An 11,687-nucleotide genomic window follows, 5' to 3' on the forward strand; every position below is an offset into this window, starting at 1 on the left:
GCGGTAGTCGATGCACCATCGCATTCGCGGGTAAACCCGCTCCTACAAGGGGCCATATGGGCCTTCAGGAGTGTTTCTGCGGCTCGCGAATCTTGTACCAGGCCACGTACAGCGCCGGCAGGAACAGCAGCGTCAGCAAGGTCGCCACGATGATCCCGCCAATCATGGCGTAGGCCATGGGGCCCCAGAAAACCTCGCGGGCAATCGGGATCATGCCCAGGCTCGCCGCCGCCGCCGTCAGCAGGATCGGCCGGCGCCGGTGGTTGGTGGCCTCCACCACCGCATTCCACGGCGACAGGCCGTGGGCTTCGAACTCGTCTATCTGGGTCACCAGAATCACCGAGTTACGAATGATGATGCCCGCCAGCGCAAGGATGCCGAGGATCGCCACGAAGCCCATCGGCGTCCCCGTGGGCACCAACGCCAGCACTACACCAATCAGGCCCAGCGGCGCCACGCTGACCACCAGGAACAGCTTCTGCACGCTGTGCAACTGGATCATCAGGAAGGTCGCCATCAGGAACAGCATCAGTGGGATGACCTTGGCGATCGGCCCCTGGGCCTTGCTGCTTTCTTCAACCGTACCACCCGTGGCCACTTCGTAACCGACCGGCAGCTTGCTGGCGAACTCGTCAATTTTCGGCTTCAACTGGGCCACCAGGTCGGTGGGCTGGATGTCGCCGTTGACCGAGGCCTTGATGGTGATGGTTGGCTTGCGGTCGCGTCGCCATACCAGTGGCTGCTCCAGCTCGTAGCGCACGGTGGCGAACGACAGCAGTGGGATCGAGGTGCCGTTAGGGGTAAGAATTTGCAGGTTCTGCAGAGTATCAGGCGAGCCACGCTCGCTGTCTTCGGCGCGGGCGACCACATCGACCAGGTAGATGTTGTCGTTGACCTGGGTGATCTGCACGCCACTGACGATGCTGTTCATCACATTGGCAACATCTTCGGACGACAGGCCCAGCTGGCGTGCCTTGTCCTGTGCAATTTCCACGCGCAGCACCTTACCCGGCTCGTTCCAGTCGTAGATCATCTCGCCGATGTGCTCGTTCTGGTCGAGCAAGGTGGCCAGCTCAATGGCGTGTTTGCGTACTTGGTCGATGTCGGCACCGCTGACCCGGTACTGGATCGGCCGGCCCACTGGCGGGCCCATCTCCAGCGATTGCACGTTGGTGCCGACACCGACGAATTCTTCATGCAGGATCTTCTGCAGGCGGTCCATCAAGGCCTGACGCTCTTCGAAGCCCTTGCTGACAATCACCAGCTGCGCGTAGTACGGGTTCTGCAACTGCTGATCGAGGGGCAGGTAGAAGCGGATCGCGCCTTGGCCAATGTAGGTACTCCAGTGCACCAGGTCCGGGTCGTCCTTGATCCGCGCCTCGAAGCGGTCGACCACCTTGCGCGTCTCCTCGATCGAAGCGTTCTGCGGCAGGTTGAGGTCGACGAGAATTTCCGGGCGGTCCGAGGACGGGAAAAACTGGTTCTGCACAAAACGCATGCAGAAGATCGACAGGGCGAACAGCACCACAGTGCCGATGATGGTCAACCAGCGGTTGCGCATGCACCACAGCAACCCGCCTTCAAATGCCCGCCCGACCCGGCCAGGCTCAGCCTCGTGGGCCTTGAGCTTGTCGCTTTTGAGAATATGCACCCCAAGCACCGGCGCGAAGAAAACCGCCACCACCCACGACACGATCAGGGCCACGGCGATCACCGCGAACAGGGTGAACGTGTATTCACCCGCAGAGCTGGCGTTGAGGCCGATAGGCACGAACCCGGCCACGGTCACCAAGGTGCCGGTAAGCATGGGGAAGGCTGTGGAGGTGTAGGCGAACGTCGCCGCCTGCTCCTTGCTTTCGCCCATCTCCAGCCGCGTGACCATTACCTCCACGGTAATCATCGCATCGTCCACCAGCAGGCCAAGCGCAATGATCAGCGCGCCCAGCGAAATCCGCTGCATGGTGATGCCGCTGTACTCCATGAACACGAACACCATGGCCAGCACCAGCGGGATCGAGCAGGCCACCACCAGCCCGGCGCGCACGCCAAGACTGACAAAACTCACGGCCAGCACGATCACCACCGCCTCGAACAACGCGCTGGTGAAACCGCCGACCGCCTGCTTGACCACCACGGCCTGGTCAGAAACGGTGTGTACACCGACACCCACCGGCAGGTCCTGGACCACCTGGTCCATGCGCTTTTTCAACGCCGCACCGAACACTTGGATGTTACCGCCGGCCTTCATGCCGATGGCGAGGCCAATGGCTGTCTGGCCGTTGTAACGGAACATTGGCGAAGGCGGGTCGACGTAGCCGCGCTCGATGTCGGCGATATCGGCCAGGCGGAAGAAGCGGTCGTTGATCCTCAAATTGACGGTTTGCAGGTCTTTTTCCGAGGCAAACTGCCCGGACGTACGCACCGAGATGCGCTCCGGGCCGGCCTCGATCATGCCGGCCGGCGTCACCGCATTCTGCGCTTGAAGTGCCTGCATCACCTGGCGCTGATCAATGCCCAGGGCTGCCAGCTTGCGGGTGGAGAAATTCAGGTACAGCACTTCGTCCTGAGTGCCGACCAGCTCGATCTTGCCGATGTTGGGTACATCGCGGACCTCGGCCCGTGCCTGTTCCACGTAGTCCCGCAGTTGGCGCAGGGTCAGGCCGTCAGCGGTAAAGGCATAGATCGAGCCGAATACATCACCGAATTCGTCGTTGAAGCCCGGCCCCTGAATACCGGCGGGAAATTCGCCACGAATATCCTGGATCTTCTTGCGCACCTGGTACCAGATATCCGGAATGTCCTTGGCCTTGGTGGTGTCGCGAAGGTACACGTAGACCGTGGACTCGCCGGGGCGGGTGTAGCTTTTGGTGTAGTCGAGCGAGTCGAGTTCCTCGAGCTTCTTCTCGATGCGGTCAGTAACCTGGTACAGGGTTTCGTCCTGGGTCGCACCGGGCCAGCGGGTCTGGATGACCATGGTCTTGATGGTGAACGACGGGTCTTCCTCGCGGCCCAGGTTGAAGTAGGAAAAAATCCCCATCAACAGGCTAACGAACATCAGGTACCAGACGAACGATTGATGCTTGAGTGCCCAGTCGGACAGGTTGAAGCTTCCTTTCATTGCGCATCCTCGTCGAAGGTGACCTTCTGGCCAGGCTTGAGGCTGTTGACGCCGGCGGTGACCACGCGTTCACCGGGCTGCACGCCGGAGCTCAGTACGATGCTGTCAGCGGTGCGGTCGATCAGCGCTACGTCACGGGTGGCCACGGTCTTGTGTTGCGTATCGATCACCCACACCTGGGTCTTGCCGTCACGCTCAAGCAAGGCACTCAGGGGCAGTTCGCTGCGTGGGGACACTTCCGAGCTAAGGGTCACACTGATGGAGGTGCCGAGGTGGAAGGCCGCCGGTGTGCTGGTCAGGGTCAGGCGAGCACGGCGGGTACGGGTGGTGGCATCAGCCTGGGGCTCCAGTTCGCGCAGGCTCGCTGTGGTGTTGATGGTCGGGTCCAGTTGCGAGGCAACAGTGAAGGTCAGGTCTTTGCTCAACTGCTCGGCCAGATCGATCGGCAGGTCGATGACTGCTTCCTTCACGTCCGGCCGGGCCAGGGTCACCACGGCTTGACCAGCGGTTACAGTTTGCCCGGCTTCGGCCTGCCACGCGGTAATCACGGCAGCGTGGTCGGAACGCAGGGTGCTGTAGTCGAGCTGGTCACGGGCCTGGCTGACAGCGGAGCGCGCCTGCTCCAACGCTGCGCTGGTGGTTTTCAGGTTGGTCTGGGCGATATCCAGCTGTGCCTGGGCGCCAACCCCACGGTCATACAACTGCTGCTGGCGACGGGCATCGGCCTGGGCGTTGATCCACTGTGCCTGCACCTTGGCCAGATCGCCTTCGGCAGCGCGCAGCTGGTTTTGCTGGTCGGTCGGGTCCAGGGTGGCCAAGGTGTCGCCCGGTTTCACCTGGGCCCCGACGTCCAGCCAGCGCCGGGCAATACGCCCGGAAACCCGGAAGCCCAAAGTGCTTTCGAAGCGCGCCTGGATACTGCCGGCGAAGCGGCCCAGCTGCGACTGCACCTGAGGTTCCACCTTGACCGACAGCACTGGCCGGATCGCCTCTGGTGCCTCTTCTTCGCTACTGCAACCAACCAGCAGCACACCGGCCGACAGCATCAGCAGCAGACGCTTCATAGCTCACCCCCTGGGGCCTTGGCGTCGACTTTCTGCACCTGCATGCCGGGGTGCAGCAACTGGCCACCGTTGACCACCACGGTCTCACCGCCTTTCAGGCCGCTGGCGATCACGATCTTGCCGGTGAGGTAACGGCGGATCTCGACTTTGCGCAATTCCACCTTGTCGCCCTCGCCCACCACCCACACGGCAGGCTCATGCAGGGCCTTGGTCAGCGCCGACCAAGGCAGCTCGACGCTGGGCCGGCCCTGGGCATTGGTGGTGGCAGTAACCGGTGCCCCCAACTGCATCCCGGGCGGCACGTCCTTGAGCCCCACCTTGACCTGCACGGTGCCGCTTTGCGCGGACACGGTGGGGGTGATTTCTCGCACGAAGCCACGGGCCTGGACCTTGGGATCGTCCAGCAGGCTCACGACTACCCCGGCATCGCTGGGCGGTGCCACCAACAAGGATTCATAAACGTTGAACACCGCATCGCGGTCGCCATCGACGGCTAGGCTGAAGATCGGCATGGTCGCCTGCACCACCTGGCCAACCTCGGCCTGGCGCTCGGTGATTACCCCGGCAGCCTCGGAGACCAGTGCGGTGTAGCTGAGTTGCTCGTTGGCATTGGCCAGTTGCGCCTGGGCGGCCTTGAGCGCGCTCTGGTTGCTGCGCAGCGCGGCCTCGGCAGCATCGTATTCGCTCTGGCTGGTGTAGCCCTTGGGCAGCAGTTTTTGCTGGCGCACGAAGGCTGCGCTGGTCTGGGTGACCCGCGCCTGCGCGGCGAACACTTCGGCCTTGGCCGAGTCGACATTGTTCTGCAGGTCTTTCGGGTCGAGCCGGGCCAGCACCTGGTTGGCCTTCACGTGATCGCCCACGTCGACGCTACGCGAAATGATCTTGCCGCCGACGCGGAATGACAAATCGGTCTGCACCCGCGCCTGTACGTCGCCGGTCAGGGTGACCCTGGCAGCGAAATCGGTGGGTTGTACCTGCTGCACACCCACCCGAGGCAGTGTCTCGGGGACCTCTTCCTTGCTACAGCCGGTGAGCATGTACAACAACCCCAGACAGACGACCGACAGCGGAGGCATCAACGCCATGCTGGCTCCTTGCTTGCGCACAAATGATTTGTGGGATGCGACTGTGAGCGTAGTTCAGGGTTCGATAAACATCACTGGCGATGGCCATGCTGGCATTTCTGGTGGCTGTGGGGGCCTCTTCGCGGGCTCGCCCGCTCCCACAGAGAGAGCGCTCTATTTGAGACTTGCGCGGTATCTGTGGGAGCGGGCGTGCCCGCGAAGAGGCCCCACAGCCATGTATCAGTGTCTGCCATATCCAGAAACCATCAGTCATCTGCCACCCCCGCTCCAACCGCTACCTTTCACAGGGAGGTTCAACTTCAAGGAAGATCAATATGCCGTTAGCCGAATCCCACCGACTGCGCCGTGGGCGCTTCTCCGAGCCTGGCAGGCTCTACATGCTGACCACCATCACGCATCAACGCAAACCACTGTTCAAGAACTTCCACCACGCCCGTCTAGTGGTCAAACACCTTCGGGTCTCCAATGACATTCAGGATTGCCAATCGTTGGCCTGGGTAGTGATGCCGGACCATCTTCATTGGCTGATTGAGCTGAAAGAAGTGACATTAGGAACGCTGATGCGCAAGTTCAAATCACGCACAGCGATTGCCTTGCGCAAGGCCGGTGTCGGGCACAAGCCGATATGGCAACCGGGCTACCAGGACCATGCGCTGCGGCGGGAAGAGCGTGTGGTTCATGTCGCCCGGTACATTGTTGCCAATCCCTTGAGAGCTGGATTGGTCAGAAGTATCAGGGACTATCCACATTGGGATGCGGTATGGCTTTGAATCAGTGCTGGAGCCTTCGCGGGCATGCCCGCTCCCACAGGGCTCACCACAACCTTGAAAACTCTGATACCCCTACCCCACAGGGGTCAGCACAACCCTGAAGGCTGTGAGGTCCCTGTGGGAGCGGGCGTGCCCGCGAAAGGGCCGGGTCAGGCCGACGCAGCCACCTGCGCCGGGCGCTTGACCTGCGGCTGCGAAGCGTTGGCCGCAGCCCCCTCTTCGATCGCCTGCTGAATCGCCTTGCGACGACGCTCTTCGGCCTGGCGGCTGAAGTACCAGACGAAGAAGGTCACCAACGAGACCGACAGCAAGATCAGGCTGGCCACGGCGTTGATCTCCGGTTTCACGCCCAGGCGCACCGCCGAGAACACTTCCATTGGCAAGGTGGTAGAACCCGGACCGGACACGAAGCTGGCCAGTACCAGATCGTCCAGCGACAGGGCGAACGACATCATGCCGCCCGCCGCCAGCGACGGCGCGATCATCGGGATGGTGATCAGGAAGAACACCTTCCACGGCTTGGCACCCAGGTCCATCGCCGCTTCCTCGATCGACAGGTCCAGCTCACGCAGGCGAGCCGACACCACCACCGCGACGTACGCAGCACAGAACGTAGTGTGGGCAATCCAGATGGTGACGACCCCACGCTCCTGGGGCCAGCCGATCGACTGCGCCATGGCCACGAACAGCAGCAACAGCGACAGACCGGTGATCACTTCGGGCATTACCAGCGGCGCAGTGACCAGGCCACCGAACAGCGTGCGGCCCTTGAAGCGGGTGACACGGGTCAGTACGAAGGCTGCCAGGGTACCTAGTGCCACCGCTGCCACCGCCGTGTAGCAGGCGATTTCCAGCGAGCGCATTACCGAACCCATCAGCTGGGTGTTGTCGAGCAGGCCGACGTACCACTTGATCGACCAGCCCCCCCACACCGTCACCAGCTTGGAGGCGTTGAACGAGTAGATCACCAGGATCAGCATCGGCAGGTAGATGAACAGCAAGCCGAGCACCAGCATCAGCTTGGAGAAACTGAAGCGTTTCATGCGCGGCCCTCCATCTCTTTGGCCTGGCTACGGTTGAACAGCAGGATCGGCACGATCAGGATCGCCAGCATTACCACCGCCAGGGCAGATGCCACCGGCCAGTCACGGTTGTTGAAGAACTCCTGCCACAGCACTTTACCGATCATCAGGGTTTCCGGACCGCCCAGCAGTTCCGGGATCACGAACTCGCCCACCACCGGAATGAACACCAGCATGCAGCCGGCGATGATGCCGTTTTTCGACAGCGGTACCGTGATCTTCCAGAAGCTGTTGAAGGTGCTCGAACCCAGGTCGGATGCAGCTTCGAGCAGGCTCGGGTCATGCTTCACCAGATTGGCGAACAGCGGCAGGATCATGAACGGCAGGTACGAATAGACCACGCCGATGTATACCGCCAGGTTGGTGTTGAGGATCTGCAACGGCTGGTCGATCAACCCGGTCCACAGCAGGAAACCGTTGAGCAGGCCGTTGTTGCTGAGGATACCCATCCAGGCATAGACGCGGATCAGGATCGCGGTCCAGGTGGGCATCATGATCAGCAACAGCAGGACCGTCTGGGTCTCCTTCTTGGCATTGGCAATGGAGTAGGCCATCGGGAAGCCGATCAGCAGGCACAGCAGGGTGCTGAAGAAGGCCATCTTCAACGAACCCAGGTAGGCCGCAAGGTACAGATCATCCTCGGTCAACAGCCCGTAGTTGGCCAGGTTGAGGACCAGTTGGACCTTGTCTTCGACGTAGGTGTAGATCTCGGTATACGGCGGAATTGCCACATCAGCTTCGGCAAAACTGATCTTCAGGACGATGAAGAACGGCAGCATGAAGAACAGGAACAGCCAGATGAACGGCACGCCGATCACCAGATGCCGCCCCTCCGGGACCAGACGCTGGAAGGCTCGCTTGAGCTTGCGCAGTTTCATGACCGCAGTACCACGCCGCTATCGTCTTCCCACCATACGTACACTTCATCGCCCCAGGTAGGACGGGCACCCTGGCGCTCGGCGTTGGCGACGAACGACTGGACGACCTTGCCGCTCGGCAGTTCCACATAGAACACAGAGTGGCCACCCAGGTAGGCGATATCGTGCACCTTGCCGCGCGACCAGTTGTGCTCGAACTCGGGCTGCTTGGTGGTTACCAGCAGTTTCTCCGGGCGCAGGGCGTAGGTGATGTGCTTGTCTTCAACCGAAGTGGTGATGCCGTGGCCCACGTAGATCTTGCGCTCCAGCTCCGGGCTGGCAATGATCGCGTAGCCTTCGGCGTCATCGACCACGTCACCTTCGAACAGGTTGACGTTACCGATGAACTCGCACACCAGGCGGCTGGTAGGTGTCTCGTAGATGTCCACTGGCGAGCCGATCTGGGCGATCCAGCCCAGGTGCATGATGGCGATGCGCTGGGCCATGGTCATGGCCTCTTCCTGGTCGTGGGTCACCATCACGCAGGTCACACCCACGCGCTCGATGATCTCGACCAGTTCCAGCTGCATCTGCGAACGCAGTTTCTTGTCCAGTGCCCCCATCGGCTCGTCGAGCAGCAGCAGCTTGGGGCGCTTGGCCAGCGAGCGGGCCAACGCCACACGCTGACGCTGGCCGCCCGACAACTGGTGCGGCTTGCGCTTGGCGTACTGGGTCATGTGCACCAGCTTGAGCATCTCGGCCACGCGCGCATCGATCTCGGCCTTGGGCAGCTTGTCCTGCTGCAGGCCGAAGGCGATGTTCTGTGCCACGGTCATGTGCGGGAACAGCGCGTAGGACTGGAACATCATGTTGATCGGCCGCTCGTAGGGCGGCATGTCGGTGATGTCGACGCCATCGAGGAAGATCCGCCCTTCGGATGGGCGCTCGAAGCCGGCCAGCATGCGCAGCAAGGTAGACTTGCCGGAACCGGAGCCACCCAGCAAGGCGAAGATCTCACCCTTGCGAATTTCCAGGGACACATCGTCCACGGCTACCGTTTCGTCGAACTTTTTCGTGACCCGGTCGATCTTGACCAGCACCTGCTTGGGTTGCTGGTCACCCTCGAGGGCTTTTTTATAGGCACCGGAGGCAACTGCCATGAGTGAAACTCCCAACAAGATTTTTGTGCCCGCGCGGCCAGACCTGCAGAGGCCGCCGCGGGTCTGGATTTTTTACTTGCCCGACTTGACCTTGGTCCAGCTACGGGTCATCAGCCGTTGCACCTTGGGTGGCAACTCTGAGTTCACGAACATCTTGTTCAGCACTTCCTGCGGTGGGTAAACCGCAGCGTCAGTCCTCACGGCCTGGTCCATCAGGTCGCCAGCCTTGGGGTTCGGGTTGGCGTAACCGACGTAATCACTGACCTGGGCGATAACCTCAGGTTTCAGCAAATAGTTGATGAAGGCATGCGCCTCTTTGACGTTCTTGGCGTCCTTGGGGATCGCCAGCACGTCGAACCAGAGGTTGCCGCCTTCCTTGGGAATGGCGTAGGCCAGGTTCACGCCCTTCTTCGCTTCTTCGGCGCGGGCCTTGGCCTGGAACACATCACCCGAGAAACCTGCCGCGACGCAGATGTCGCCGTTGGCCAGGTCGGTGATGTACTTGGACGAGTGGAAGTAGGTCACGTACGGGCGCACCGCCAGCAGCTTCTGCTCGGCCTTGGCGTAATCCTTGGGGTCGGTGCTGTTCGGGTTGAGGCCCATGTAGTTGAGCACCGCTGGCAGCATTTCGTCCGCCGAGTCGAGGAAGGCCACACCGCACTTGGAGAGCTTCTTCATGTTTTCGGGCTCGAACAGCACGGCCCAGGAGTCGATGGTATCCACGCCCAGCGCAGCCTTGACCTTGTCGACGTTGTAACCGATGCCGTTGGTGCCCCACAGATAAGGCACCGCGTACTGGTTACCCGGGTCGTTCTTTTCCAGGCGCTTCATCAATGCCGGGTCGAGGTTGGAATAATTGGGCAGCAGGTGCTTGTCGAGCTTCTGGAACGCGCCCGCCTTGATCTGCTTGCCGAGGAAATGGTTGGACGGCACCACCACGTCATAACCGGTGTTACCGGCCAGCAGCTTGCCTTCCAGGGTTTCGTTGGAGTCGAACACGTCTTGCACAGACTTGATGCCCGTGGCGCTCTCGAAGTCCGCGAGTGTGGTCGGGCCGATGTAGTCGGACCAGTTATAGAAGTGCACCGTCGGCGCCGCTTGGACGCTGCATGCCAGCGTCAGGCCCGCGCCGGCCATCAAGGCCTTGCGGAATACAGAAATAGACAAGTGGGGGTCCTCACAATCAGTGCCTGGGTAGCGACAATGCTGCCGCACACGCAAAACCGGCGCGCAACTTAACTTCGCAGCTTCGATGCCGCAATCATCAATTACCTTTCAATGGCTCTGGGCCGAAAAAACCGGCCCAGAGCTGTCGCATCGGACTTACTTGCCCGACTTGATCTTCGTCCAGCTGCGGGTGATCACTCGCTGCACAGAAGCGTCAGGCGCAGCGATCGCGTACAGCTGCTTCTTCACTTCGGCAGGCGGGTAGATGCTCGGGTCGCTGGTGATGTCTTTGTCCACGAACTGGGTAGCAGCAGCGTTACCGTTCGGGAAGCGCACGGCGTTGGTGATTTCAGCCATGATTTCCGGCTGCATCAGGAAGTTCATGAACTGGTAGGCAGCGTCTTTATGCTCGGCATCTTTCGGGATGGCGACCATGTCGTAGAAGGTACCGGCACCTTCCTTCGGAATGACGTAGTCCACTTTGACCTTGTCGCCCGCTTCATGGGCACGGGCCTTGGATTGCTCCAGGTCACCCGAGTAACCGACGGCTACACAGATGTTGCCGTTGGCCATATCGCCAATGTACTTGGACGAGTGGAAGTAGGTGATCGAAGGACGGATCTTGAGGAACAGGTCCTCGGCGGCCTTCAGGTCTTCTTTCTTGGTGCTGTCGGTCGGCTTGCCGAGGTAGTGCAGCGCAGCCGGGAGCATTTCGGTCGGGGCGTCGAGGAAGCTCACGCCGCAGCTCTTGAGCTTGGCGATGTTCTCAGGCTTGAACACCACGTCCCACGAGTCGATCTTGTCCACGCCCAGCGCAGCCTTGACCTTCTCCGGGTTGTAGCCGATGCCGATCGAGCCCCACATATAAGGGAAGGCATGCTTGTTGCCCTTGTCGCTGGCATCGCCAACGGCCTTGAGCAGGTCGGGGTCGAGGTTTTTCCAGTTCGGCAGTTTCGAACGGTCCAGTTCCTCGTACACACCCGCCTTGATCTGCTTGGCCAGGAAGTTGTTCGACGGCACGACGATGTCATAGCCCGACTTGCCTGCCAGCAGCTTGGCTTCCAGGGTTTCGTTGCTGTCGAAGACGTCGTACTTGACCTTGATACCCGTCTGCTTCTCGAACTTGGCGATGGTGTCCGGAGCGATGTAGTCCGACCAGTTATAGACGTTCAACACTTTGTCTTCAGCCTGAACAGCGGAGGCCATGGCGCCCATCAGGGCGGCGGCCAGCAACGTTTTGCCCATTTTATTCATGCGTAATGCTCCAGAATTTTTATTTAGCAACTGTCCAGCAGCCAGAACCCACGGTGCAGAGCGCGCGGCGACTGAAACAGCCGCTAGTCTGGCAAGTTACAAGGCCCTGTATCAAGGAAAGCAGGGCCAT

At 60.9% G+C, this 11,687-nt stretch carries 9 protein-coding genes; 1 reads left to right on the forward strand and 8 read right to left on the reverse strand.

The genetic code is table 11. The features are described 5' to 3' along the window. Positions 1-64: 64 nt before the first annotated feature. Genes ACYCCG_RS02365 through ACYCCG_RS02375 form a run of 3 tightly spaced genes read right to left on the reverse strand, consistent with a single transcriptional unit; the run spans position 65 to position 5,267 of the window. A complete protein-coding gene (locus ACYCCG_RS02365) occupies positions 65-3,118 on the reverse strand; it encodes an efflux RND transporter permease subunit (RefSeq protein ID WP_209969284.1) in 3,054 nt (1,017 codons plus the stop codon). Next, positions 3,115-4,182: an efflux RND transporter periplasmic adaptor subunit gene (locus ACYCCG_RS02370; protein ID WP_209969282.1), complete on the reverse strand. Its 1,068-nt coding sequence runs from the start codon at positions 4,180-4,182 to the stop codon at positions 3,115-3,117. The genes ACYCCG_RS02365 and ACYCCG_RS02370 overlap by 4 nt, the downstream gene beginning before the upstream one ends. After that, entirely contained in the window at positions 4,179-5,267 is a 1,089-nt protein-coding gene (locus tag ACYCCG_RS02375; protein WP_209969279.1) for an efflux RND transporter periplasmic adaptor subunit, read from the reverse strand. Before ACYCCG_RS02375 ends, ACYCCG_RS02370 begins: the two co-directional genes overlap by 4 nt. A gap of 314 nt (positions 5,268-5,581) precedes the next feature. Between ACYCCG_RS02375 and ACYCCG_RS02380 the strand changes: the two genes are divergently transcribed. Beyond that, positions 5,582-6,037 (forward strand): REP-associated tyrosine transposase, encoded by a 456-nt coding sequence (locus ACYCCG_RS02380; RefSeq protein WP_209969275.1) that lies wholly within the window; start codon positions 5,582-5,584, stop codon positions 6,035-6,037. A 149-nt stretch (positions 6,038-6,186) separates the two neighbouring features. Here the strand turns inward: ACYCCG_RS02380 and ACYCCG_RS02385 are convergent, their stop codons facing one another. The 5 genes from ACYCCG_RS02385 to ACYCCG_RS02405 all read right to left on the reverse strand — a co-directional run bounded on the left by ACYCCG_RS02385 (position 6,187) and on the right by ACYCCG_RS02405 (position 11,557). Further along, the gene (locus ACYCCG_RS02385; RefSeq protein ID WP_209969271.1) at positions 6,187-7,080 is read right to left on the reverse strand and encodes an ABC transporter permease subunit; all 894 of its coding nucleotides are present in this window, start codon (positions 7,078-7,080) and stop codon (positions 6,187-6,189) included. Beyond that, the gene (locus ACYCCG_RS02390; protein WP_176682810.1) at positions 7,077-7,997 is read right to left on the reverse strand and encodes an ABC transporter permease subunit; all 921 of its coding nucleotides are present in this window, start codon (positions 7,995-7,997) and stop codon (positions 7,077-7,079) included. The genes ACYCCG_RS02385 and ACYCCG_RS02390 overlap by 4 nt, the downstream gene beginning before the upstream one ends. Continuing rightward, entirely contained in the window at positions 7,994-9,136 is a 1,143-nt protein-coding gene (gene potA, locus ACYCCG_RS02395) for a polyamine ABC transporter ATP-binding protein (protein ID WP_021783552.1), read from the reverse strand. The genes ACYCCG_RS02390 and potA overlap by 4 nt, the downstream gene beginning before the upstream one ends. A gap of 72 nt (positions 9,137-9,208) precedes the next feature. Further along, positions 9,209-10,303: a polyamine ABC transporter substrate-binding protein gene (locus ACYCCG_RS02400; protein ID WP_176682811.1), complete on the reverse strand. Its 1,095-nt coding sequence runs from the start codon at positions 10,301-10,303 to the stop codon at positions 9,209-9,211. Between the two features lie 156 nt (positions 10,304-10,459). Beyond that, positions 10,460-11,557: a polyamine ABC transporter substrate-binding protein gene (locus ACYCCG_RS02405; RefSeq protein WP_209969265.1), complete on the reverse strand. Its 1,098-nt coding sequence runs from the start codon at positions 11,555-11,557 to the stop codon at positions 10,460-10,462. Positions 11,558-11,687: the final 130 nt, after the last annotated feature.

Source organism: Pseudomonas sp. VEM90 (assembly GCF_054611535.1).